Annotated in this window: 25 protein-coding genes; 10 read left to right on the top strand and 15 right to left on the bottom strand. The window is 72.2% G+C overall.

The annotated features are described in order from the left end of the window. Positions 1 to 7: 7 nt before the first annotated feature. The 4 genes from WBN91_RS29875 to WBN91_RS29860 are packed head-to-tail and all read right to left on the bottom strand — an operon-like array spanning position 8 to position 2,121. The gene (locus WBN91_RS29875) at positions 8 to 253 is read right to left on the bottom strand and encodes a hypothetical protein (protein ID WP_337725172.1); all 246 of its coding nucleotides are present in this window, start codon (positions 251 to 253) and stop codon (positions 8 to 10) included. An 11-nt stretch (positions 254 to 264) separates the two neighbouring features. After that, positions 265 to 603 carry a DUF6247 family protein gene (locus tag WBN91_RS29870; protein WP_337725171.1) on the bottom strand — a complete coding sequence of 113 codons (339 nt, stop codon included), beginning with the start codon at positions 601 to 603 and terminating at the stop codon, positions 265 to 267. A gap of 25 nt (positions 604 to 628) precedes the next feature. Continuing rightward, positions 629 to 1,471: a chromosome partitioning protein ParB gene (locus WBN91_RS29865; protein ID WP_337725170.1), complete on the bottom strand. Its 843-nt coding sequence runs from the start codon at positions 1,469 to 1,471 to the stop codon at positions 629 to 631. Continuing rightward, positions 1,471 to 2,121 carry a metallophosphoesterase family protein gene (locus WBN91_RS29860; RefSeq protein ID WP_337725169.1) on the bottom strand — a complete coding sequence of 217 codons (651 nt, stop codon included), beginning with the start codon at positions 2,119 to 2,121 and terminating at the stop codon, positions 1,471 to 1,473. The genes WBN91_RS29865 and WBN91_RS29860 overlap by 1 nt, the downstream gene beginning before the upstream one ends. Before the next feature lie 98 nt (positions 2,122 to 2,219). Here WBN91_RS29860 and WBN91_RS29855 point away from each other — a divergent pair, with 98 nt between their 5' ends. Then, positions 2,220 to 3,305: a DUF2332 domain-containing protein gene (locus WBN91_RS29855; protein WP_337725168.1), complete on the top strand. Its 1,086-nt coding sequence runs from the start codon at positions 2,220 to 2,222 to the stop codon at positions 3,303 to 3,305. A gap of 67 nt (positions 3,306 to 3,372) precedes the next feature. After that, positions 3,373 to 4,206, top strand: coding sequence for a hypothetical protein (locus tag WBN91_RS29850; protein WP_337725167.1), 834 nt, complete (start codon positions 3,373 to 3,375; stop codon positions 4,204 to 4,206). A 180-nt stretch (positions 4,207 to 4,386) separates the two neighbouring features. On the opposite strand, the gene corA is transcribed toward WBN91_RS29850, so the two are convergent. Next, a complete protein-coding gene (corA, locus tag WBN91_RS29845; RefSeq protein WP_337725218.1) occupies positions 4,387 to 5,469 on the bottom strand; it encodes a magnesium/cobalt transporter CorA in 1,083 nt (360 codons plus the stop codon). 285 nt (positions 5,470 to 5,754) lie between these two features. Between corA and WBN91_RS29840 the strand changes: the two genes are divergently transcribed. Together WBN91_RS29840 and WBN91_RS29835 are read left to right on the top strand one after the other, a co-directional pair. Then, positions 5,755 to 6,258, top strand: a complete 504-nt coding sequence (locus tag WBN91_RS29840) for a MaoC family dehydratase (RefSeq protein WP_337725166.1) — start codon at positions 5,755 to 5,757, stop codon at positions 6,256 to 6,258. Position 6,259: 1 nt separating this feature from the next. Beyond that, positions 6,260 to 7,339: a DUF2332 domain-containing protein gene (locus WBN91_RS29835; protein WP_337725165.1), complete on the top strand. Its 1,080-nt coding sequence runs from the start codon at positions 6,260 to 6,262 to the stop codon at positions 7,337 to 7,339. Between the two features lie 110 nt (positions 7,340 to 7,449). On the opposite strand, the gene WBN91_RS29830 is transcribed toward WBN91_RS29835, so the two are convergent. Continuing rightward, positions 7,450 to 7,842, bottom strand: coding sequence for an NUDIX hydrolase (locus tag WBN91_RS29830; protein WP_337725217.1), 393 nt, complete (start codon positions 7,840 to 7,842; stop codon positions 7,450 to 7,452). A gap of 163 nt (positions 7,843 to 8,005) precedes the next feature. On the opposite strand from WBN91_RS29830, the gene WBN91_RS29825 reads away from it, so the two are divergent. From WBN91_RS29825 to WBN91_RS29805, 5 genes are all read left to right on the top strand, one after another. Next, entirely contained in the window at positions 8,006 to 8,164 is a 159-nt protein-coding gene (locus tag WBN91_RS29825) for a hypothetical protein (RefSeq protein WP_309116804.1), read from the top strand. A gap of 44 nt (positions 8,165 to 8,208) precedes the next feature. After that, on the top strand, positions 8,209 to 8,769 hold the full coding sequence (locus WBN91_RS29820) for a PH domain-containing protein (protein WP_337725164.1): 561 nt from the start codon (positions 8,209 to 8,211) through the stop codon (positions 8,767 to 8,769). A 14-nt stretch (positions 8,770 to 8,783) separates the two neighbouring features. Continuing rightward, positions 8,784 to 9,641, top strand: a complete 858-nt coding sequence (locus WBN91_RS29815) for a PHP domain-containing protein (protein WP_337725163.1) — start codon at positions 8,784 to 8,786, stop codon at positions 9,639 to 9,641. A 1,264-nt stretch (positions 9,642 to 10,905) separates the two neighbouring features. Beyond that, entirely contained in the window at positions 10,906 to 11,712 is an 807-nt protein-coding gene (locus WBN91_RS29810; RefSeq protein WP_337725216.1) for a RecB family exonuclease, read from the top strand. An 8-nt stretch (positions 11,713 to 11,720) separates the two neighbouring features. Then, positions 11,721 to 12,017 (top strand): hypothetical protein, encoded by a 297-nt coding sequence (locus WBN91_RS29805; protein ID WP_337725162.1) that lies wholly within the window; start codon positions 11,721 to 11,723, stop codon positions 12,015 to 12,017. A 10-nt stretch (positions 12,018 to 12,027) separates the two neighbouring features. On the opposite strand, the gene WBN91_RS29800 is transcribed toward WBN91_RS29805, so the two are convergent. The 9 genes from WBN91_RS29800 to WBN91_RS29760 all read right to left on the bottom strand — a co-directional run bounded on the left by WBN91_RS29800 (position 12,028) and on the right by WBN91_RS29760 (position 20,633). Next, positions 12,028 to 12,675, bottom strand: coding sequence for a response regulator transcription factor (locus tag WBN91_RS29800; protein ID WP_337725161.1), 648 nt, complete (start codon positions 12,673 to 12,675; stop codon positions 12,028 to 12,030). A gap of 121 nt (positions 12,676 to 12,796) precedes the next feature. Then, positions 12,797 to 13,696 carry a type II secretion system F family protein gene (locus WBN91_RS29795; protein ID WP_337725160.1) on the bottom strand — a complete coding sequence of 300 codons (900 nt, stop codon included), beginning with the start codon at positions 13,694 to 13,696 and terminating at the stop codon, positions 12,797 to 12,799. Between the two features lies 1 nt (position 13,697). After that, complete coding sequence (locus WBN91_RS29790) at positions 13,698 to 15,635, bottom strand: VWA domain-containing protein (protein ID WP_337725159.1); 1,938 nt, start codon at positions 15,633 to 15,635, stop codon at positions 13,698 to 13,700. Then, positions 15,632 to 16,990, bottom strand: a complete 1,359-nt coding sequence (locus WBN91_RS29785) for a CpaF family protein (protein ID WP_337725158.1) — start codon at positions 16,988 to 16,990, stop codon at positions 15,632 to 15,634. Before WBN91_RS29785 ends, WBN91_RS29790 begins: the two co-directional genes overlap by 4 nt. After that, positions 16,987 to 18,138 carry an AAA family ATPase gene (locus WBN91_RS29780; protein ID WP_337725157.1) on the bottom strand — a complete coding sequence of 384 codons (1,152 nt, stop codon included), beginning with the start codon at positions 18,136 to 18,138 and terminating at the stop codon, positions 16,987 to 16,989. Before WBN91_RS29780 ends, WBN91_RS29785 begins: the two co-directional genes overlap by 4 nt. Before the next feature lie 5 nt (positions 18,139 to 18,143). Continuing rightward, positions 18,144 to 18,896: a Flp pilus assembly protein CpaB gene (cpaB, locus tag WBN91_RS29775; RefSeq protein ID WP_337725156.1), complete on the bottom strand. Its 753-nt coding sequence runs from the start codon at positions 18,894 to 18,896 to the stop codon at positions 18,144 to 18,146. 13 nt (positions 18,897 to 18,909) lie between these two features. Continuing rightward, entirely contained in the window at positions 18,910 to 19,974 is a 1,065-nt protein-coding gene (locus WBN91_RS29770; RefSeq protein WP_337725155.1) for a pilus assembly protein TadG-related protein, read from the bottom strand. Further along, entirely contained in the window at positions 19,962 to 20,357 is a 396-nt protein-coding gene (locus WBN91_RS29765) for a TadE/TadG family type IV pilus assembly protein (RefSeq protein ID WP_337725154.1), read from the bottom strand. The genes WBN91_RS29770 and WBN91_RS29765 overlap by 13 nt, the downstream gene beginning before the upstream one ends. An 81-nt stretch (positions 20,358 to 20,438) precedes the next feature. Then, positions 20,439 to 20,633 carry a Flp family type IVb pilin gene (locus WBN91_RS29760; RefSeq protein ID WP_337725153.1) on the bottom strand — a complete coding sequence of 65 codons (195 nt, stop codon included), beginning with the start codon at positions 20,631 to 20,633 and terminating at the stop codon, positions 20,439 to 20,441. Between the two features lie 220 nt (positions 20,634 to 20,853). Here WBN91_RS29760 and WBN91_RS29755 point away from each other — a divergent pair, with 220 nt between their 5' ends. Beyond that, positions 20,854 to 21,525, top strand: a complete 672-nt coding sequence (locus WBN91_RS29755) for a prepilin peptidase (RefSeq protein ID WP_337725152.1) — start codon at positions 20,854 to 20,856, stop codon at positions 21,523 to 21,525. The last annotated feature ends 92 nt before the right edge of the window (positions 21,526 to 21,617 follow it).

Here is a 21,617-nt window from a genome sequence, read left to right as displayed (position 1 = left end):
CGACCGCTCAGGACAGCCATTGCACGAGGAGCAGGTGTACCTCGCGTTGCTCCTCCAGGATGAGGTAGACCACCTGACCTGCGCGGTCGGGGCCGAAGAACCAGTAGCGGACCGCCGCGTCCGGGTTGTCCTGGTGCTGCGGGTGACCGCTCCACGGCTGCACTTCCAGGACGGCGAGCACTTCGGCGTAGTCGGTCAACGCCTGGAGGGGCAACGCCGCGACCTGGTCGATGGTCGTGGCGTCGGGGACCACGCGGTACAAGGTCAGTCTGCCTGCCGTTCGCGGATCAGGGCCTTCAGGTCCTCGATCGACGCTGCGTCCGGGTTGGCGCCCAGGCGTTGGACCTGCTCCGCCTTGGCCAGCATCCGGTAGTAGGAGCCGGGTGCGCGGAGTTCGCCGTACGCGATGTGGCGCCACTTGCCGAGCAGGTCCCGCACGCCGGCGAGGTCCTTCGACTGCTTGGCCCGGTCGAGCACGAGTTCCCACTCGCGGTCGAACTCGGCGACGAGCATCGGCGTGAGGCAAGCCCGGATGGCGACCGGGTCCGCCGCGGGCGGGCCGTGGTCGGCGCCTGGCTCGAACGCCTCGGCGGGGGATGCCATGACTACACGATAGCTCCCGAGACGGTCAGCGCCGCCGCGACCGCAGGGCGTCGATCACGTCCTGGTCCCACCGGTGCGTGCGGATCAGGCGGTAGCGTTCGGCCGCCACCCACATGTACGCCTCCGTCTCCGTCCGGTCCCCCACCAGGTGTGCCTGGCGCAGCATCTCCACCACCGGCACGTACTCCTCGCGGTACCAGCGCGTCGCCACCGTGGCGCGGTCCAGCAGGGCGCCCTCGTCCTGCATCAGGCGGAAGCCCCACGCCTCCACGTGCTCGCCGAGTTCCGCGTAGTCCCACGGGTCCGACAGCAGGACCTCCGCCCTGGCCTGGCCCGACAGCGGCACGCGTTCCAGGAACAGCCGCCGGTAGTCCTTGACGATCAGGTCGCCGCGGTGCCTGATGCCGTGCGCGGCGATCCTCGTCACCACCTCGGTCACGTACGCGTCGATGGTGGTCAGGCCCAAGGCGTGCGCGACCGACACCCGGTGGTGCCCGTCCTGGACGAAGTGCAGGTCGCCCACCCGGTACACCTCGATGGGCGGCACGGCCTCGCCCCGCCGCGCCGCCAGCGCCAGCCGCTGCCAGCGCTCCCGGGTCCGGGCCGACGTGGGGCGGAAGCGGCGGTCGAAGTCGCGGGTCCGGTCGACGCTGCCGACGACCGAATCCAGGCGGATCGTCTGGAGGCCCAGCCGCCGTTCGCTGACCAGCCCCAACGCCTCCACGACCTCGTGGAAGGGCAGCATGATGTTCACGTCGTCCGGCTCGCGGCGCAGCCACGTCGCCAACCGCGACAGCACCTGCCGGCGTCGGGCGCGCAGGAAGTCGTTCTCGGCGTCGGCCTGCGGGAAACCGGTGTCGCGGCGCATCAGGGAACCTCCAGCACCTTGTACCCCACCACGTTCACCACCCGGGTCGACCCGAGCCGCCGGTCGGGCTTGGCGGCGCCGTGCGGGTGGATGTGGCCGTGCAGCAGCAGTTTCGGCCGCAGCCTGCGCACCCCGTCGTGCAGGCACGCGAAACCCCGGTGCGGCGGGTCGGGCTCGTCGCCGCAGTCCAGCGGCGGGGAGTGGGTGAGCAGGACGTCGACGTCCCGGCCGTCGCGCAGCTTCCGCCACACCGCGAGCCGCGCGACCCGCCGCAGCCGGCGCGCTTGCTGTCGCTCGGTCCACTGGTTGGGCCCGTCGTTGTACCGGATCGACCCGCCCAGCCCGGCGATCCGCAGCCCCGCCACGTCCACGACCGCCCCGTCGGCGTTGACCCCGCCCGCCGGACCGGGCCAGCGCGCGGGCAGACCCGCCCGGGTCCACAGGCCCCGGACGTTGGAGTACCCGGACAGGTCCGCGTCGTGGTTGCCCGGCACGAACACGCACGGCCGGTCCAGCGCCGAGGACAGGAACTCCAGGTAGTCGAACGGCAGGTCGCCCGCCGCGACGACCAGGTCGACGTCGTGCCGCCGCACCTGGTCGGTCCACAGCCGGTCGACCACCTCGTCCGCCACCGCGAGCACCTTGGGCACCCACCGAGCCTAAGCGCCCGGCCGCCTGCCGACGATCCAGGTGAAATCCGGCGTCACCCCTGGTGCCACCCCGGGGGAACCGGTCTACCGTGCCAAGGGTGCTCGCCGAGCTGTTCCTCGACGCCGCCGCCATCTGCCGCCCCCACAGCCCGCTCACCCACACCCTGCTGGTGTCGGCGGCGGACGACCTGACGCGCGGCGGGATCACGGCGAAGGTCATGGCGGGCAGCGAGTGCGACCGCGGCGGCACCGTCCCGGGACTGCGGTTCGCGGGCGCGCTGCACCGGCTGGTGCTGGAGGGCCGCGCGCCCACGCTGGCCGCGCACTACCCGACCGCGGGCGGCCGGCCGCACCTGCCGACGTTGTGGGAGGACGCGCTGCCCGTCCTGGACGAGCACGCCGACGAGCTGCGCGCCCTGATCGCCTCGACCGTCCCGCAGACCAACGAGCCGGGCCGCAGCGCGCCCCTGTTCGGCGGGCTGCACACCGCGACGCACCTGGCCGCCGAGGCCGCGGGCCGGCGGACCCCGTTCTGCGTGAAGCTGCTGGAGGTGGGGGCGTCCGGCGGCCTGAACCTGCGCCCGCACCGCGTGGCCTACCGCGTCGGGGACGCCGTGCTGGGCGACCCGGGCAGCCCGCTCGTGCTCGACGTCGGCTGGACCGGCCGCCCGCCCGTCGACCTGGCGCTCCACCACCTGCGCCTGGTCGGTCGGGCGGGCTGCGACCTGAACCCGGTCGACGTGTCCACCGAGGACGGCCGGCTGCACCTGTCGTCGTTCGTGTGGGCCGACCAGCTCCCGCGCTGGCGGCGCCTCCAGGCCGCGCTGGACCTCGCCGTCCTGGACCCCGTCCCGGTGCGCCGCGCGGCGGGACCGGAGTGGCTGGTCGACCAGCTCGCCCGGCCCGAACGGGACGTCCTGACCGTCGTGTGGCACTCGGTGGTCTGGCAGTACGCCTCACCCGCCGACCGCGCGATGGGCCGCGCGGTCCTGGCCGACGCCGCCGCCCGCGCGACCCGCATGGCCCCGCTCGCGCTGCTGGTCTTCGAACCCCGCCGCACCCACCCCGACCGGTACGAGTTCCAGTTGCTGCTGAGGCTCTGGCCGGCCGGGGTGTCGCTGCGGTTGGGTTCGGGCGCGGGTCACGGCGTGCCGTTCGAGTGGCACACCCAGCCCTGGGCCTGAATTCCGCATTTCTGCGTCACTCGTCTGGTCCTGAGCCAGGCGCCCCCGGCCGACTACTCTGTGCCAGATGTATGACGACAAGCAGTTGCGCGCAGTGGACGAGGACGTCGCCGATGTGCTGAAGGCCGCGTTCGAGAATTCCCAAGCCGGGGCCGGGATCATCTACCGGAGAGCCCAGGACAGAGATTCCAGATTCGATTTACTCGTGCACGTCGAAACCAGTCCCCAGGCGAAGTACTACGGTTACTCCGACGTCGTCTACACCGGCCTGGGCGACGAGAGCTACCTGTTCGGCCAGCACAAGTTCAGCGTCGTGCGGGCCATGCAGGGGCTCAGCCTCCGCATCGTCCTCAACCTCGCCGCGACCAAGACCAGCGCGCAACGCCTGAGCACGCTGGTGCACGAGGTGGGCGTGCACGGCACGCGGCTGTGGGCCGGGCTGACCACGTTCAACAAGTTGCAGTACTCGGTCGTGGCCGGACAGCAGCGGGTGGCCGCCACCGAACAGGACATGGCCGAGATCCAGCGCGAAATGGTGCGCGGCGACGTCTTCAAAGCCGACATGCACCACACCGAGTTCGGCGAGGGCAAGGCGGAGGACTACCTCGAATTCCGCGAAGTCGTGGCGGCCGTCCTGCTGAACCGGGCGGACAACCCGCTCTGGCAGTTCGGCGAGCTCTTCACCGACAACAAGTGGAAAGTGCTCCACGCGGAGTACCGGAAAGACATCGAGGACGACGAAGAGGTGCACGCCGCGAAGTACTGGCACCCGAAGGTCGACTACGCGAACCTGCTCCAGGCCGCCGACCGGATCGACCAGGCCGCGACGGAGTTCGCCGGCAAGGCCAAGGTCGGGTCCGGCGGGCTCCTGGGCTGGGTCAAGAGCTGGACCTTCGGCTGAGCCGCCGCGCGCCGCCTCCCGCGGGGAGGAGGCGGCGCGGGTGGGGCGTCAGTTGCCGGTCGCGATGAGCACGGTGACCGTGGTGAGCCAGCCGATCAAGAAGGCCACGATCCAAAAGCGCAGGTTGGTGAACATTCTGGTCATGTCGGAACATCCCGTCGGGGTCGGGGTGGACGAGGGCTACAGCCAGCGGTTCCGACGGAATATTCGGTAGAGCGTGAGGCAGGCGACCAGGATCACCGCGATCACCATCGGGTAGCCGTACTTCCAGCGCAGCTCCGGCATGAAGTCGAAGTTCATGCCGTACACGCCGACCACCATCGTGGGGACCGAGATGATCGCGACCCACGCGGAGATCTTGCGCATGTCCGAGTTCTGCTGGAGCGTGATCTTCGCCAGCGTCGCGTTCACCAGCGTGGTGAGCAGCTCGTCGAAGTTGATCACGCGCTCCGACACCTCGGTCAGGTGGTCGTCGACGTCGCGGAAGTACGACCGCACCTGCTCGGGGATCAGCGGCGTGTAGCCCTCGGCCAGCCTGCGCAGCGGCACAGCCAGCGGCATCACCGCGCGGCGCAGCTCGAGGACCTCGCGCTTCATCAGGTAGATCTGGTCGGCGCTGACCCGGCTGCGCGGCGCGAACACCAGCGCTTCCATCTGGTCGATGTCGTCCTCGATGTGATCGGTCACCTCGAGGTAGTTGTCCACCACGTGGTCGGCGATCGAGTACAGCACCGCCGCCGGCCCGACCTTCAGCCGCTCCGGCTCCGCCTCCAGCTCCCGCCGCACCACGGCCAGGCCGGAGTGGTTGCCGTGCCGCACGGTGACGACGAAGTCGCGGCCCAGGAACACCATGACCTCGCCGCTCTCCACGATCTCGTTGGCCGTGTCGGGCGACGCGTTCTGCACGTACCGCACGGTCTTGAGCACCATGAACAGCGTGTTGTCGTACCGCTCCAGCTTGGGCCGCTGGTGCGCGTGCACCGCGTCCTCGACGGCCAGCTCGTGCAGCCCGAACGTCTCGGCGACGCCCTGGATCTGCTCCTCGTCCGGCTCGTGCAGGCCGATCCACACGAAACCGTCGCCGCGCTTGCGCACTTCCTCCACGGCGGCGGTGTGCGACCACCGGCCGGGCAGGCGCTCGCCGTCGACGTACACGCCGCAGTCGACCACGTACGCCGACAGCGGCACCGGGATCGGCACCGCGGGGCGGTCGCGGTCGGGCACGCGGCCTCTCAAGCCGCCGAGCGAGGGCAAGCTGGGCACGGAGTCCTCCAGTGGGGGCGTCGACTGCACGACGAACGACGACGGCACGTCCCCGACCGGGTACTGCTCGGGCCCTAGAAGATCGACCCTCCGCTGAGGACGCGCGAGGTACTCGCAGGATGGGGGTCGTTACTCATCGGTAGTCCTCACCTCCTCGGGTCGGTCGTCCGCGGCGGTGGAGTCGCTCACAGACCAGTTGCCGAGGGTACTCCCCCCGCGCTCACACTGTCCCCCCGGTCGTGAAGGTTCTCGATCACAGGCCCAGATAGCCAACGGAGGCGTGCGGTGCAGTTCGGGCGTTACTACGAGGAGTTCGAGGTCGGCGCGGTCTACAAGCACTGGCCCGGGAAGACGGTCACCGAGTACGACGACCACCTGTTCTGCCTGCTCACCATGAACCACCACCCGCTGCACATGGACGCGCACTACGCGGCGGAGACCACCGACTTCGGCAAGAACGTCGTGGTCGGCAACTACATCTACTCGCTGCTGCTGGGCATGTCCGTGCCGGACGTGTCGGGCAAGGCGATCGCGAACCTGGAGGTCGAGTCGCTGCGGCACATCAAGCCGACCTTCCACGGCGACACCATCTACGGTGAGACGGAGGTGCTCGACAAGACCCCGTCGAAGTCGAAGGACGACCGGGGCGTGGTCTACGTCGAGACCCGCGGGTACAAGCAGGACGGCACGGTCGTCTGCGTGTTCCGCCGCAAGGTGATGGTGCCCAAGCGGTCCTACGGCGACGCCCGCGGTGGCGAGCAGCCGGGTAGGCCCGAGCCGAAGGAGTGAGATGACCTCCGTGGACCTCGCGCGGCAGCGACTGGCCCGGTTCGCCGAGCGGGAGGCGCACGGCGTCTCCCCGCTCTACGAGCACCTGGCCGCGCACGCCGCGCGGGACCCGGAGGTCGCCGGACTGCTGACCGCCGCCCCGGAGCACTTCGCCCACGCGACCCTGCTCCTGGCGGCGGCGCACCGGCTCGTGCAGGCCGAGCCGTTCCACGAGCTGTCCAACTACTACCCGTCGCTGGGTGGGACCTACGGCCCCGACGAGGGCACGTGGCCGCTGTTCCGGTCCTTCGTCCTGGACCGCGCGGACCGCATGCGCGAGCTGATCGCGACCCGCACGACGCAGACCAACGAGGTGCGCCGGGCGGCCCTGCTGTACCCGGCGGTCGCGCTGGTGAAGGGACCGGTCGGGCTGCTGGAGGTCGGCTGCTCCGCGGGCCTGCTGCTGGGCCTGGACCAGTACGGCTACCGCTACCAGACCCAGGAGGCCGGTCAGCTCGTCGCCGGTCCCGCGAAGGCGGCGGTGGGCGTGCACTGCGCGCTGGGGCTGGCGCCCGGGGCGGTGCTGCCCAAGATCCCGAAGACGGTGAAGGTCGGCGCGAAGGTCGGCCTGGACCGGGCGCCCGCGGACCTGGCCGACGAGGACACCCACGCGTGGCTGGAGGCGTGCGTCTGGGCCGACCAGCCCGAGCGCCTGCGGCTGTTCGGCGTGGCGGCGACCGTGCAGCGCAAGTCCCCGCCCACCCTGGTCGAGGGCGACGCCGTCGCGGACCTCGGGCGGGCGGCGGCGCTGGTGCCCGCCGAGCTGCCGCTGGTCGTGATCACCAGCAACGTGCTGGCGTACGTGCCGGGCGCTTCGTTCGTGGCGGCCCTGCGCGAGCTGGACCGGCCGGTGTGGTGGGTCAGCCACGAGTCCTACGCGGCCGGGCTGGAGCACGTGCTGCCGGGGCGGGACGACCTGCGGGCCGAGGAGTCGGCGTTCGGGGTGCTGGGCATCGCGCGGATCGAGGAAGGTGAGGTCCGCTCGGCCAAGGCCCTCGCCAAGACCGCCCTCCACGGCCAACGGCTGACCTGGCTGCCCTGAGTGTTTTCGTGTTGGACGCTCGCGATGTTCCAGGCCCGGAAACTTTGCGAGCGTCCAACACGTTTCATGTGCACCCCCGCAGCCCACCAGCCACGATCGGGCGAAGTCGATCAGGCCCGCGGCAGCTGCCCCCACGCCTGGAGGGCCTCGCGGAGGCCTTCGGTGAGCGGAAGTGTGTCCAAGATCGCAGTGGTCACCCACCCGACCTCGGCCGCGTCGTCCCCCGCTCGGAGCACACCGGATCGCACCTGGCAGGCGTAGTCGTGGATGTCGTAGACGCCGTGCACCGCCGGACGGGTGACGCTGCCGATCCACGCGCCCACCGTCACGGAGAGTCCCGTCTCCTCACGGATTTCGCGGATCAGGGCCGCGTGGTCGTCCTCGCCGGGCTCGACTCGTCCACCCGGTACCGACCACCGTCCCTCACCTGGGGGATTGGCCCTTCGCACGAGTAGCAGTCGCCCGTTCGAGTCATGCACGATGCCGCCGACACAGCGGATCAAGGGGGCTCTATCGGCCGTCACGGTGACTCAGTGTAGTGACCCCTCAACGGCGGTGCAGGAGGCTGACCCAAGTGCGGTACAAAACTCCCAAGGTGCCGCGTGGTGCGGTACAACGGTTTTCACTGGCGCCAAACGGGTGCGGTAGCGAACGGGGTTGATCACCGTGAATCTGAAGAAGATTCTCACCTTCGCCGGGGTCGGCTTGCTCCTGTTCTTCCTCATCGCGGAGCCCAACCAGGCGGCTCAGCTGGTGCAGAACATCCTGGGCACGCTGCGGGAAGCCGCTGAGGCGCTCATCACCTTCGTGAAACAATTGTTCTGAGGTAGGCGCCCGGCACCTCCACCCACGGCGAAGGGTCCACAGGCATGTTCGCACCACGTGACCCCGACGAGTACCTGCTCCCGACGGAGCGGCGGGTCATCCGGGTCCGCAGGCACTGGAGCAGTCTGCTCTGGGATCTCCTGGAGGCGGCGGCGCTGCTCGCCGGCTGCATGATGATCTCGTACCTGCTGCCCCAGAGCCTGGGCGTGGTGCAGAACATCCTCTGGTACGTAGCGCTGTTCGTGCTGCTCAGGCTGACCTACTTCGTCATGGAGTGGTGGGTGGAGCGCATCGTCGTGACCGACAAGCGGTTCATGATCTCCTCGGGGGTCTTCGAGACCAAGGTCGCCATGATGCCGATCAGCAAGGTCACCGACCTCACCTACGAGCGTTCGGTGCTCGGGCGCATGTTCGGCTTCGGCACCCTGATCGTGGAGTCGGCCGGTCAGATCCAGGCGTTGAACCGGATCGAGTACCTGCCGAACCCCGAGGAGGTCTACGACGCCATCTCGGAGCTGACCTTCGGCGACAAGAAGGCGCAGGCCGAGCGGTTCTCGATGATCAAGGCTCAACGGGCGGCGCGCGGTAAGAAGATGGTGCCGTAGGTCAGACTGGGCGGGTGCGCATCGACCTGCACACCCACTCGACCGAGTCCGACGGGACCGACACGCCCGCGCAACTGGTGGCCGCCGCGGCGGCTGCCGGCCTGTCCGCGGTGGCGCTGACGGACCACGACACCGCCGCCGGCTGGTCGGAGGCGGCGTCCGCGCTGCCCCCGGGCCTGAAGCTGGTGCGGGGCGCGGAGCTGTCCTGCGCGTCCGACAACGGCGCCGGGCGGACGATCACCGTCCACCTGCTGGCCTACCTGTACGACCCCACCTCACCGGCGCTGGTCGAGGAGCAGCTGCGGCTGCGCTTCGAACGCCGGCAACGGCTGCGCAAGATGGCGCTGCACATGGTGGAGGACGGCTTCCCCATCGACCCGGACGAGTTGATGGCCTCCATGCCGGCCGACGCGCCGGCCGGCCGCCCACACCTGGCGATGGCACTCATCCGGGCCGGGGTGGTGTCGACGGTGGACGAGGCCTTCGCCCGCTACCTGACCGGTGGCCGCTACTACGTGCCGCGGACGGACACCCCGGTGGCACGGGCGATCGAGATGATCCGCGAGGCGGGCGGGGTGACCGTGCTGGCCCACCCCTTCGCGTCCTCGCGGGGACCGATCGTGTCGGAGCAGGTGGTGGCCGACTTGGCGACCCTGGGCCTGGGCGGCGTCGAGGTGGACCACCCCGACCACGACCCGGCGACCCGGGCCCGGTTGCGCGGCTTGGCGGGCGAGCTGGGCCTGCTGGTGACGGGCTCGTCGGACTACCACGGCACCAACAAGACGGTGCGCCTAGGCGCGGAGACGACGTCCCCGGAGGTCCTCGACGCCTTGGCCGACCGAGCCACCGGCACCAAAATCCTGGTCGGCTAACCCCTCCCCTCCCGGCCCGGCCACGGCCACGGCCCCCCACCACCCTCGCCACCCGACACACCCTCCACCCCACTCGCCCCCCACCACGCCTCACCGCCCTCAGCCCGCCCGCCGCCCTCAGCCCGCCCGCCGCTCTGCCGCCGGCCCGCCGCTCTGCCGCCGGCCCGCCGCCCTGCCGCCGGCCTGGCTCCGCCGCTCTGCCCGCTGGCCGCGAACCGACCTGCCGACTCGCCGCCCACCACCCTTCACACCCTCTGCCCGACTGCCGCGCCTGCCGCCAGCCAGCCCGACCTGTCGCTTCGCCCACCGCCCCGCTGCCAGCCGCCCCGCCGCCCACCGACCTGCCGCCCACCGCCCTGCCGCCCGCCCTGCCGCCGCCCGCCGCCTGCCGCCGCCCGCCCTGCCGCCGCCGCCCCCCGCCGCCTGCCGCCGCCTGCCGCCCTGCCGCTGGCCGCCTGCGGCCGGCCTGCTCGCTGGCCGCGAACCGACCTGCCGACTCGCCGGCCGTCTGCCGATTCGCCGCCTGCCGCGCTGCTGGTTCGGGCTGCCTGCCGCTCGCCGGCGACCCGCCGCCTGCCGCGCTGCCCAACTTCGTGCCGCCCGCCGATGCCGTGGTCTGCACCCGGCTGATGCATGCCGGCCGCCGCTCGCTCGCTGTTGCTCGCCGGCCAGCACCGCTATCGATGTCGTACCCGCGTAGGAAAATTGAGTTGGGGGCCGGAGGCCGCGGCTTGAGTGCTCGGCGTGGTTCGGCTGGTGGGCGTCGCCGGGCTGGGGCGCGCCTCGACTGGGGCGCGGGTCGACTGGGGGCGTGCCTCGTTTGGGGCGTGCCTCGACCGGTGGGCGCGGGTCGGCGGTGGGCGGGGCTTGAGCGGTGGGTGGGTGTGGGCTGGGTGTCGAGGCGGGGTGCGGCTTGGTGTGGGTGCCCGTCGAGGTGCGGCAGTGTGCCTCGGGTGTGCGGCCTGGATCCGAAAGTGCGGCGTGCGGAAGCGCGGCTCGGGTGTAGGAGCGCGGCTGGGGACGGAAGCGTGGCTCTGGGGTGCGGAAGCGCGGGCTCGGGGTGAGGGCGCGGCCGGCGGCGGGCGGGCGGAAGCGGGGCTCGAGGGCCGGGGTGTGGTCCGTGGCGACAGCGGAGTCGAGGGTGGGGCCTGACTGAGTGGGGGTTGGGCCGGTTGGGGGGAGCGTGAGGGCGGGCGGTTCGGGGGGTGGGTGGGCTGGGTAGCGTTGGGGTGTGCCAGATCAGTTGGGGTTCGACTTCGGGGTCATGCCGAAGCGGCTGGTGAAGGTGACGCCGGCCAAGCTCGCCACGTGGGCCGATTGCCCGCGGCGGTTTCGGATGGCTTACCTCGATCGGCCCACGCCGCCTCGGGGTGGGGCCTGGGCGCACAACACGCTCGGCGCGGTGGTGCACAACGCGCTCAAGGCGTTGTTCGACCTGCCCGTCTCGAAGCGGTCGCCTGAGCACGCCGTCGCGCTGTTGCACCGGCAGTGGAAGGACGAAGGGTTCCGGGACGCCGAGCAGGCCGCCGTCTACCGCGCGCGGGCCGAGGGGTGGGTGCGCGACTACGTCGAGCGGCTGGACACGTCGATCGAGCCGGTCGGGATCGAGCGGTGGGTGTCCACGCCCACGCAGCGGATCGTCGCCGAAGGGCGGGTCGACCGGATCGACCTGCGGGACGGCGAGTTGGTGATCGTCGACTACAAGACCGGGCGGCACGCCCTGACCGTCGACGACGCCCGCGGGTCGCAGGCCCTGGCCTTGTACGCGCTCGCCGCACGGCGTACCTTGCGCAAGCCGTGCCGCCGGGTGGAGCTGCACCACCTGCCCACCGGCACGGTCGCGGTGTGGGAGCACACCGAGGAGAGCCTGGCCCGTCACGTCTCGCGCGCCGAGGAGGCCGCGGACGAGTTGGGGCTCGCGAGCGACACCCTCGCCGCGGGCGGCGATCCGGAGATCCTGTTCCCGCCCCGCACCGGCAACCAGTGCACCTGGTGCGACTTCCGCCGCAGCTGTCCGGAAGGGCAGCAGGCGGCGCCGACACTCGATCCGTGGGCGCTGCTCGCGCCGTAGGGAGACACGTGACACAGGTGGAGACCGAGCCGCGGCTGCTGAGGGTGTGGCGCGGCGCCGGCGGCGCGGTGGCCGTGGGTCTCGTGCTGCTCGCGTTGGCGCTGATCGGGGTGCAGGTCTACGCGGGCACCCGCGACCTGCACGGGCCGGGCCTGGACATGGTGATCGGTCACGTCGTGGCGGGAGCGGCGGCGGTCGGCGCGCAGGTCGTCGCCGACCGGTCCCGGCGGTGGGTGGCCGCCGCCGCGAGCCTCGGCGTGTTCGTCGTCGGGGCGCTCGTGCTCTGGGTCTACTGGTGGGCCTGACGCCCGCGGGTCAGGAAGCGTAGGTCTGCTCGCCGCGGATCAGGCCGGCGCGCACGGCCGACATCAGGGCCTGCGCCCGGTTGGACGCGCCGAGCTTCTCGTACAGCCGCGACACGTAGGTCTTGGCCGTCGACTGGCTCACGTACAGCGACCGCGCGATGGACGGGATGGACGTGCCGTCGCGCAGCAGCACCAGGACCTCCCGCTCGCGCGGGCTCAGCGCCAGCCGGTCGTCGGTGCTGCGCTTGCGGGCCAGTGCGCCCGCCAACCCCGACGCCGTGAACGAGCAGGCGGCCACCGACGCGTGCCGGATCGCCGCCAGCACCTCCTCCACCGGCGCGGTCTTGGCGACGAACGCGGACGTCCCGGTCTCCAAAGCCCGGAACAGCACGTCGTCCGCTCCCAGCGAGGTCAGCATGACGATGCCCAGGTCGTCGCGGCGGTCGCGCAGGTCGCGGGCCAGGCGCAGGCCGTCGCCGTCGGGCAGGGCGACGTCGATGGTGACGACGTCCGGGGCGTGGGCGGCGACGACGGCGGGCGCGGCGGCGGCCGTGGTGGCCTCGGCGACGACCTTGATGTCGGGGGAGGAGTCCGCGACCGTGGACAGACCGAACCGGGTGAGCGTGTGACCGTCGACTACGACGAGGCGGATCGGCATGGTTCCTCCTGCCGGACGTCACGGTCCGTCATGTGAAGGGTCAACCGCTACGTCGATCGGAGTACCGCCGGAAGTTACACGCGTCCTCCGAATGGGGTCTAAAGTCCTCGCCCGATCGGGATCAGAACAGGGACCGCATGATGCTGATCGCCCCTGGACCCAGGATGACCACGAAGATCGCCGGGAACAGGCACACCACCAGCGGGAACAGGATCTTGACCGGCACCTTCTGCGCCTGCTCCTCGGCCCGCTGCCGCCGCCGCACCCGCATCCCCTTGGCCTGCTCGCGCAGCACCCGGCCGATCGGCACGCCCAGCTCGCCCGCCTGCACGAGCGCCGACACGAACGTGCGCAGCTCGGACACCGTGGTCCTCTCGGCGGTGGCCCGCAGCGCCTGCGTGCGGGACGTCCCCAGCTGGGTCTCCTGGAGCACCCGGGCGAACTCGGCGGCCAGCGGACCCCGCGTGTTCCGCGCGACCTGCGCCAGCGCCGCGTCGAATCCCAGGCCCGCCTCGACGCACACGGTGAGCATGTCCAGCGCGTCGGGCAGGGCGTCGCGGATCTTCGCCTGCCGCTTCTGGCCCGCGTTGAGCAGCAGCACGTCCGGCAGGAAGAACCCGGCCACCGCGCCGACCGCCCCGTACAGCAGCAGCGTGCCGAAGTGCCCCGACCCCAGCAGCGCGCCCAACCCGGCCACCGCGAACAACCCGAAGCCCTTCACCGCGAGCACCCGGTCCGGCGTCCACGCGGGCGGGTTGCCCGCGAGATCCAACCGGCGCTGCAAGGTCGCCTCGATGCCCGCCGGGGACAGCCGCAGCACCAGCGCCCGCAGCCACCCGGGCGCGGTCTCGAAGGACCGCTTGGCGGGCGGCACGCCGGGCGCGGTGCGGGAGTAGCCGTGCTCGATCGCGGTCAGGGCACCGGCGACGCCGCCGCGACCGGGCGGACCGCCGGCCACCGCCACCGTGCCCAGGACGATCGCCAGCACCAGCGCGCCGAGCGCGCCCAGCAGCAGCACCATGTCACACCTCCACGCGCACGAGCTTGCGCATCCACAGGGCGCCCAGGCCCACCAGCACGGTCGAGCCGCCGACCATCAGCCAGCCGATCGCGGTGGTGAACAACGGGCGCATGTACTCGTAGCGGGTGAGCAGCAGCCACGCCGCCAGCCCGATCGGCAGCGCGATGAGGATGTAGGCCGACAGCCTGCCCTCGGCGCTGAGCGCGTGGACCTGGCGGCGGGTCTGCGCCCGGTCCCGCATGGTCGCCACGGTGGTCAGCAGCACTTCGGCGAGGTTGCCGCCGACGGACCGCTGGATGCGCACGGCCATCACGATCCACTTCAGGTCCGTGCTGGTCATCCGGTCGGCGACCCGGTCGAGCGCGTCGGTCAGGTCGACGCCGACCCGGGTCTCGGCCAGCGCCCGGGACACCTCGCCCGCCGTCGGCTGGGTCTCGTCGCGCACCACCGCGTCCAGCGCCTGGGCCAGCGAGAACCCGGACTGGAGCGACCCGGCGACCAGTTGCAGCACGTCCGGCAGCTGGTCGCGGAACGCCGATCGCCGCCGGCTGATCCGGAAGCTCACGTACAGGTGGGTGCCCAGCACCGCGACCAGCGCGCCGGCCGGGCCGCCGAGCCACGGGTTGCCGACCAGCAACGCGGTCACCACGCCGAGCACGACCGCGCCGCACAGCCGCAGCAACGCCCACTCCGCCGCGCCGATCGCCATGCCCGCGAGGTCCAGCCGGGCGGCGATCACGCCGGCCTTGCCGCCCAGGAGGTTGTCCGTCACGGTCAACGCCCCGCGCGCCACCTGGCTCTGCTCCGGCACCGGCGCGGCTTGCACCCGCCGGGGGCCGTACTGCCCGATCCGGTCGTTGAGGTCCCGGGCCTCCTTGCGTCCCACCAGGCCGAACAGCAGCACGGCCGCCACCAGGAACGCGGTGAACGTGCCGATGACCAGCAACCACAACTCCACCGACCAGGCCGGCGCGGGTGGTGCCGGAGCTGCCGCGGGCAGTTCGGCGAAGGTCACCGGCACGGTCGCGGTCACCGACGACGACCCGGCCGACGCGACCACGGTGAGGTCGGCGGTCCGGCCCGCGAGCGAGTCCGGCACCGCCACCTCGACCGCCACGCGGTGCGTGAACGTCCCCGCGGCGGCGGCGAACGCCCCGGCCAGGTCGGCCGCCTCGGCCGCCGCGAGCACCGCCCCGCCGCCCGCCGCCGCGATCCGGCCCAGCGCCGGGTCGTCGGAGGCCAGCGCCACCACGTCGGCGGGCACGGGCCGGGCCGCGAGCAGGTCGAGGGCGGCGTCGAGCCGGGTGCGGCTGGACGTGTCCTGCCCGTCGGACAGCACGACCAGCCTGGGCGAGGCGATGCCGTCCAGCGCGGCCACGGCCACCGGCAGCGCGTCGTACAGCGCGGTGTTCCCGTTGGCGCGCAACGTGTCCAACGCCGCCGCGAGCGCCGCGCGGTCGGTCGTCGGCGCCACCAGGAGGGCGGGGGAGTCGGCGAACGCGACCAGCCCGACGCGCACGTCGGCCGGCACGTTGCTCGCGTAGCCCAGCGCCGCCTGGCGGGCGGTGGCGATGCGCTCGCCGGCCATCGACCCGCTGGTGTCCACGACCAGCACCACGGCCCGGGTCGGCAGGTCGGCGTCCCGCCGGTCGGCGGAGGTGACGCGGGCGGTCAGCGGCACGTCGCCGGCCCGCACCTCGACCGCGTCGGCGGCCAGGTTCGGCGTGGTCAGCGCGAAGGTGACCCGACCGGGCGCGGTCTCGACCGACGACACCGCCACCTCGCCGCCCTGAGCCCCGCCAGCACGCGCCGGACCGGTCGCGCCGCCTTGACCTGCGCCGCCTTGAGCCGCGCCGGCCAGTGCGGAATCCCCGAGCGCCAGGCCGAGGACGGCGAGCACCGCGCCCAGCGCCAGTCGCACCAGCAGTCCCGGGCTCATCGCAGGAACTCCCCGCCCGCGAACGTCCCGGGCGGCAGGTGCACGCCCCGGTCGGCCAGCCGCTCGGCGAACCGGGGCCGCAACCCCGTGCTCCGCAACGCGCCCCGGTACACGCCGTGCTCGTCCACCCCGGCGTGGAAGTCGAACAGGAACAGGTCCTGGAGGGTGACGACCTCGCCCTCCATGCCGACCACCTCGGTCACGTGCGTGATCCGGCGGGTGCCGTCCTTGAGCCGGGACTGGTGCACGATCAGGTCGATCGCCGACGCCATCTGCTCCCGGACCGCGCGCTGCGGCAGGTCCAGGCCCGCCATCAGCACCATCGTCTCCAGGCGGGCCAACGAGTCGCGCGGCGAGTTGCTGTGCACGGTGGTGATCGAGCCGTCGTGGCCGGTGTTCATGGCCTGCAACATGTCCAGCGCCGCGCCGTCGCGGACCTCGCCGATGATGATCCGGTCCGGCCGCATCCGCAGGGCGTTGCGCACCAGGTCCCGCACGGCGATCTCGCCCCGGCTCTCCACGTTGGGCGGCCGGGCCTCCAAGCGCAGCACGTGGTCCTGCCGGAGCTGGAGTTCGGCGGCGTCCTCGATGGTGACGATCCGCTCGTCGGCCGGCACGAACGAGGACAGCACGTTGAGCGTGGTCGTCTTGCCCGACCCGGTGCCGCCGCCGATCAGGACGTTGAGCCGGCCCCGCACGCACGCCTCCAGCACGGCCGCGACCTGCGGCGACAGCGTGCCGAAGCCGATCAGGTCGGTGACGGTGAACGGGTCGGTGGCGAACTTGCGGATGGTCAGCAGCGAGCCGTCCAGCGCGATCGGCGGCACCACGGCGTTGACGCGGCTGCCGTCGCGCAGGCGGGCGTCCACCATCGGGCTGGCCTCGTCCACCCGGCGGCCGACGCCGGCGACGATCTTGTCGATGGTGCGCCGCAGGTGGCTCTCGTCGGTGAACGCGGCGTCCACCGGTTCCAGCCGGCCCGCGCGCTCCACGTAGACCTGGTCGTGGCCGTTGACCATGATCTCGGAGACGTCCGGGTCGCGCAGGTAGGGCTCCAGCGGGCCGTGGCCCAGGATCTCGTCGGCCACCTCCTGCGCGATGCGGGTGCGGTCCGCGCCGGTCAGCGGCGTCTCGTCGCGTTCCAGCACGGCCTGGAGGGTCTGCCGGACCCGCCGCTCCAGCTCGCCCTGGTCCAGGTGGGCGTCGTAGAGCGACGGTCCCAGCGCGTCCACCAGTCCCAAGTGGACACTGCGCTTGATCGTGCCGAACGGGTCGGCGTGGCGGGCGGCGCGCCGCGGGGTCACCGGCGCGCCGGGGGTGGGCCTGCTCTGCGCGAGTCGGTCGGTGAGGCTCATGCCGCACCGCGCCTGCGCCAGGACCGCCGGGACGGCGCGACCGGTTCGCCCAGCACCCTGGCCTGCGCGAACCGGGCGACGGCGGTGCTCACCGGGTGCGCGGGCGTGGCCACGGTGATCGGCACGCCCCGGTTGGTCGAGATCGGCACGTCCCGGCTGGACGGCACGCGCGCGCTGATCGGCGCCCGCACCACCCGCTCGACGTCCTGTTCGGACAGTCCCACCTTCGCGTCGGACCGGTTGAGCACCACCGAGCGGATGTCCCGCCGGTAGGACAGCAGGTCCAGCATGTCCAGCGTGACGCGGAGGTTCTTCAACGCGGGCACGTCCGGCGTGGTGAGCAGGACGTGGTGGGCGGAGGCGTCCATCGCGGCCAGCACGTGCTCGCTGAACTGCGACGGCGTGTCCACCACGACGTAGTCGAACATGCCGCGCAGCACCACCAGCAGCTCGGCGACCAAGGGCGCGGGCACGCGCTCGGCGTCACCGGGCTCGACCGGGGCGAGCAAGGTCGCGAACCCCGGCCCGGCCTCGGTGAGCAGCGATCCCGCACCGCGCTCGTCGAGGTGCCCGACCATGCCCAGGCCGTCCACGATGGTGCGGACCGGGTCCAGCTGGAGGGAGATCCCGACGTCGCCGAACGCGAGGTCCAGGTCCACCAGGCACACCCGGCGCCGCCCGCCCGCCGCGAGCACCGCGCTGAGGTTCACCGCGAGCGTGGTCTTGCCGCAGCCGCCCTTGGCGGAGAACACCGTCGCCACCTGGCCCTCGCGCACCGGCTCGGTCGGGCCGCCGGTGAACCGCCACGACAGCTCCCGGGACCGCGCGCACGCCACGGACAGCGCCGTCACGTCCCCGGCCGGCACGACCTCGCGCACCCCGGCCTGCAACGCCCGGGTCAGCAGCGCCACGTCCACCTTGCGTCGCACCAGGACCACGCCCACCGCCGGCCGTTCCACGCGCAGCCGCGCCGCGAACGCCAACGCCTCCTCGGCGTCGGTCTCCGCGCCGACCACGACGAGCGTCTCCGCGCCGTCGGCGTGCAGCAGGCGGCTCGCCTCGGCCAGGTCGCCCGCGGTCCGGACCTCGCCGCCGATACCGCCGATCACCTCTGCGGCCCGCTCGGGCCGCTCGCACAGGATGGCCATCGTCCTCAGCCTCCGAACACCGAACGGTTGTCCACGCCGGCGCCGGGCTTGACGTCGGGGTTCTCGCCCAGCAGCGCCAGGTACAGCGCGCCGGTCTGCTGGGCGTGGATGAGCTTCTCCGCGCCCGCCTGGTCCACGGCGACGGTCACCAGCGCCTTGCCGACCGTGCCCTCCTCGACCGCCTTCTCCTGCTGCACCGCCAGGACCTCGATGTCGGTCAGCAGCAGGCGGGTGGCCTTGTTGTAGTCGTGCTGGTTCTGGAGCCCGTCGCCCGCCGGTGTGGTGCCGGGCTTGGACTCCAGCACGTTGAAGCTGTCGAAGATCGCGACCTTCGCGCCCGGCTTGGCCAGCCCGCCGACCCGCTGCCACGCCTCGGCGGGCACGGTGACGGCGATCTTGCCCTCGGGGATCTCGATGCCGTCGGTGAGCCGGGCGGCGGTGACGAACATCGGGCGCACCAGCAGCTGGCCCGCCGAGACGTCCGAGGAGACGACCAGCTCGTCCACGTCGTCGGCGGACTGGAGCGCGTCCGCGGGCACGGTGCCGGCGGGCATCTTCTCGCTGCGCAGCAGACCGGCGTCCTGGGCGGAACGGGCGGACGTGCCCGCCGGGATGCGCTTGCCCGCCACCAGCACGGTGACCGCTTCCCGGCCCGCCAGCGCCCGGTCGTCGGCGGCGCGCACGTAGAGCAGGACCCCGACCGTGCCGACGACCGCGAGCAGGACGGCGAGGCCGATCACGAGCATTCGACGTTTCATGGGTGTTCTCTCCTCAGCCGGTCAGCTGCACGATGTCGACACCCAGGTCGGGGCCGCCGATGGTCCCGGCGGAGGGCAGCAGGCCCTGGGTGAAGTAGCCGTTGACGCACTTGTCGGCGCCCTTGCAGTCGTTCTTGGGGTTGAGCCAGTCGGAGGCCTTGAAGCTGGGCAGGTAGTAGCCGGTGACGACGAACGCGGCGAAGCCCTTGAGCGCGTAGGTGCCGCCCGTGCCGGTGCCGGTCACGGTGGTGTAGACGGGGACGTAGACCACGGTCCGGTTGGCCTGGGCCTCCGCCAGCGCGGCCTGGCAGGACTTGCCCGCCGAGACACCGGTGTCCGCGCTGTACGTGCCGCCGTTGATGAACGCCTTGCAGTCGCCGTCGGTGTCGTCGACCCAGCCGAACATGCCCGGCCCGTCACTGCCCGCCGGGCCACTCGGACAGGTGGTGGGCTTGCTCGGGTCGTGCAACTTGAGCACCTGGTCGGCGCTGACCGGCGGCACGGCCGGCGGGGGCGGTGCGAAGGACGTGCCACCGGCCGTCGCCTGCTGCCACTCGCAGTAGGAGATGGTCATCGCGACCGTGGTGGCCGACGACGGCGGTCCCCAGGCGGCGCGGGCGCACGCCTTGGACCCCGTGCCCTCGAAGGACTCGTTGCCCAGGAGGGATCGGGAGAAGTCCGGTGGGAGGAGGGTGCCGGTGTCGGTCTCGGTGGAGGTGTGGACGTCCACGTACTTGCCGGAGGTCGGGGCCGCCGGGCAGTCGGTGATGTCGCCGGTGGTGGCGGCACAGGAGGTGAGCGTGCCCCCCGAGCCGCACACGGCGTCCACTGTGGACAGTCCATCCTTGGCGTTGAGATCGGCGTAGGTGTCCGCTTTGGACGTGTCACACGTGCCCAGGGCACAACTGCGGGCAACGGCGAGCGCCCCGGCGTCCGCACCGTTCTGGAGTTCCGCCCGCTCCTGGTAGATGCGCCCGGCGTCCACGACCAGCGCACCGATGCCGATCAACGCCGCGCCACCGAGGAGGACGCCGACAAGCACCGCGATCGCCCCGCGCTCCCCGTTCAGGCTTCGCATGGCATGACCCCCTGCGCGGACAACGTGATCGGATCGCCGTAACCGCCGCCGCCGAACAACCCGGCGATGGCCCCGATCGGGGTGATGAACTCGAACGTGTAGGACGCCGTCACGGTCGCGTCGGCCGTCGGCGACGGCGTCGCCGGGCAAGCCGCCACCGTGACCGCCACGCCGTCGAGGTTGGTGGCAGCTTCCTGGGTGCGGGTGACAACGTTCGGCTTCTTCAACGCGGCCACCCGCGCACCCTCACGGGCTGCTTGCGTGAGCGTGACCTGAGCGTTGAGCGCGCGACCGAAGTCGACCAGGCCCAAGACGAGGAGCAGGAGCATCGGGAGCAGCAGCGCGAACTCGACGGCCGCCGCACCCCGGTCGTCGGTGCGCATGGCAGAACCTCCGCTGGAAGAGGTCGAGCCCGCCCGGTGGGGCTGTCCGGGCGGGCTCGGGGCTTGTTGGGGGTTCGCCGATCAGGGCCCGTTGAGCCCGTCCACCACATCCGCGAACAGCCCGTTCAACTCGTCCCCGACCGTGCCGACGATCGTGATGATCGCGACCGCGATCAGAGCCACCATCAGCCCGTACTCCACAGCGGTGGCACCGCGATCGGACTTGGGGAGGCGGCCTTCGAGGAAGTTCCGCATGAAGAGCAGCACTGTGAGCATGGCGGTCTCCTGGTGGGTCGTGCCGGCGGAGAGGCCGCCGGGCCGTTGTGATGGCGAGAACTCTCCGTGAGCGGGGAAGGTCGCGGTATCGGGCGAAGAGCTGTAACGAACCGCTGGTCCGGAGGACATGTCGTCCGATCGGCCGACATCCCTCGCTGACCGGCCGGACTTGCCGTCGTCACGTTCCGTGGATGGTGGTGGCGGGCTTACCGTCCCGCGCATGGACTTGGCATGGGCGCTGTCGGGCGCGGTGGCGGGATTGGCGGCGGGCAGCGCGGCACGCGGTGTGGTGCACCGGATGGCGGTACCCGTTGGCGATCCCGACCGTGGCTGCCCCGCGTGCGGCGGCCGGGTCGGCTGGACCGGCCGGTGCTGCGGCCGTGCGCTCGGCCCGCCGTTGGAGTGGTTCACCGCCGCCGTGGTGGCTCTGCTGGCTTGGCGGTTCGGTGGCCGGCCGGAGTTGGCGGCGTTCGCGTTCCTCGGGGTGTTGGGGGTGGTGCTGGCGCTGGTGGATGCCCAGGTGGAACGCCTGCCGGACCGACTGACTCTGCCCGCGTACCCGGTGGTGGTGGGGTTGCTGGGGATGGCGGGGGATTGGCCTGCGATGGGGCGCGCGGTGCTGGGGTGTCTGGCGTTGGGGGGTGTCTACCTGGTGCTGGGTGTGGTGCGGCCGGGCGGGGTTGGGATGGGGGACGTGAAGCTGGCGGGGGTTCTGGGACTGGCGTTGGGATGGCTGGGGTGGCCGGAGCTGGTCTTGGGTGGCGCACTGGCGTTCGTATTGCTGGCAGGCGCAAGTGTGGTCCTGCTGGCGGCACGGCGGATCACCATGCGGGACGCCTTGGCATTCGGGCCGTTCATGCTGGTGGGAGCGCTAGTGGTGGTCGCGGTCTAGCCGCGCGCAGCGCGGTTCGGCGAAGCCGGCGAGTGGGCAGTCCGCCGGGGAGGACACAACTCAACTTGGGCTTCTTGCTTGTGTCATCCCCG

Source organism: Saccharothrix sp. CCNWYY140 (genome assembly GCF_037401995.1).
Classification (GTDB): Bacteria; Actinomycetota; Actinomycetes; order Mycobacteriales; family Pseudonocardiaceae; genus Actinosynnema.
Note: the sequence above shows the minus strand (reverse complement) of the source record. Positions and strands in the feature narration are given on the sequence as shown.

Coding starts and splice junctions, on each gene's coding strand:
- WBN91_RS29870 (WP_337725171.1), bottom strand. CDS start 603: ATGGCATCCCCCGCCGAGGCGTTCGAGCCAGGCGCCGACCACGGCCCG.
- WBN91_RS29865 (WP_337725170.1), bottom strand. CDS start 1,471: ATGCGCCGCGACACCGGTTTCCCGCAGGCCGACGCCGAGAACGACTTC.
- WBN91_RS29850 (WP_337725167.1), top strand. CDS start 3,373: ATGTATGACGACAAGCAGTTGCGCGCAGTGGACGAGGACGTCGCCGAT.
- WBN91_RS29835 (WP_337725165.1), top strand. CDS start 6,260: ATGACCTCCGTGGACCTCGCGCGGCAGCGACTGGCCCGGTTCGCCGAG.
- WBN91_RS29820 (WP_337725164.1), top strand. CDS start 8,209: ATGTTCGCACCACGTGACCCCGACGAGTACCTGCTCCCGACGGAGCGG.
- WBN91_RS29810 (WP_337725216.1), top strand. CDS start 10,906: ATGCCGAAGCGGCTGGTGAAGGTGACGCCGGCCAAGCTCGCCACGTGG.
- WBN91_RS29800 (WP_337725161.1), bottom strand. CDS start 12,675: ATGCCGATCCGCCTCGTCGTAGTCGACGGTCACACGCTCACCCGGTTC.
- WBN91_RS29795 (WP_337725160.1), bottom strand. CDS start 13,696: ATGGTGCTGCTGCTGGGCGCGCTCGGCGCGCTGGTGCTGGCGATCGTC.
- WBN91_RS29790 (WP_337725159.1), bottom strand. CDS start 15,635: ATGAGCCCGGGACTGCTGGTGCGACTGGCGCTGGGCGCGGTGCTCGCC.
- WBN91_RS29785 (WP_337725158.1), bottom strand. CDS start 16,990: ATGAGCCTCACCGACCGACTCGCGCAGAGCAGGCCCACCCCCGGCGCG.
- WBN91_RS29780 (WP_337725157.1), bottom strand. CDS start 18,138: ATGGCCATCCTGTGCGAGCGGCCCGAGCGGGCCGCAGAGGTGATCGGC.
- cpaB (WP_337725156.1), bottom strand. CDS start 18,896: ATGAAACGTCGAATGCTCGTGATCGGCCTCGCCGTCCTGCTCGCGGTC.
- WBN91_RS29770 (WP_337725155.1), bottom strand. CDS start 19,974: ATGCGAAGCCTGAACGGGGAGCGCGGGGCGATCGCGGTGCTTGTCGGC.
- WBN91_RS29765 (WP_337725154.1), bottom strand. CDS start 20,357: ATGCGCACCGACGACCGGGGTGCGGCGGCCGTCGAGTTCGCGCTGCTG.
- WBN91_RS29760 (WP_337725153.1), bottom strand. CDS start 20,633: ATGCTCACAGTGCTGCTCTTCATGCGGAACTTCCTCGAAGGCCGCCTC.
- WBN91_RS29755 (WP_337725152.1), top strand. CDS start 20,854: ATGGACTTGGCATGGGCGCTGTCGGGCGCGGTGGCGGGATTGGCGGCG.